At 69.3% G+C, this 384-nt stretch carries 1 protein-coding gene; it reads left to right on the top strand.

All coding sequences use genetic code 11. From position 1 onward, the window contains the following. Positions 1-384: ATP-binding protein (locus AC1DBD_RS17925; RefSeq protein WP_476982740.1), on the top strand; the 384-nt coding region annotated here is incomplete at both ends.

The raw sequence follows: 384 nt of genomic DNA, 5'->3' as shown, positions 1-384 counted from the left end.
ATGCCGACGTGGCGCGCGGCCAGTATGTGATGGTGGCGGTGACCGATACCGGCACGGGCATGTCGCCCGAGATCCAGGCGCAGGTGTTCGAGCCGTTCTTCACCACCAAGCCCGAGGGGCAGGGCACCGGGCTGGGCCTGAGCATGGTGTACGGCTTCGTCAGGCAGTCCGGCGGGCATGTGAAGATCTACAGCGAGTCGGGGCAGGGCACCACGGTGCGGCTTTACCTGCCGCGCGTGCGCGAGGAGGAAGACCTCGAGACCGATGTCGAGGCCGGCCCGGCGGGCGGCGGCACGGAGACCGTGCTGGTGGTGGAGGATGACGAGGACGTCCGCGCGACCGTGGTGGAGATGCTGGCCAGCCTGGGCTACCGCGTGCTGAAGG

This window comes from Arthrobacter sp. 10T419 (genome assembly GCF_056394105.1).
The sequence above is the reverse complement of the archived record's forward strand: the minus strand, read 5'-3'. Positions and strand labels throughout refer to the sequence as shown.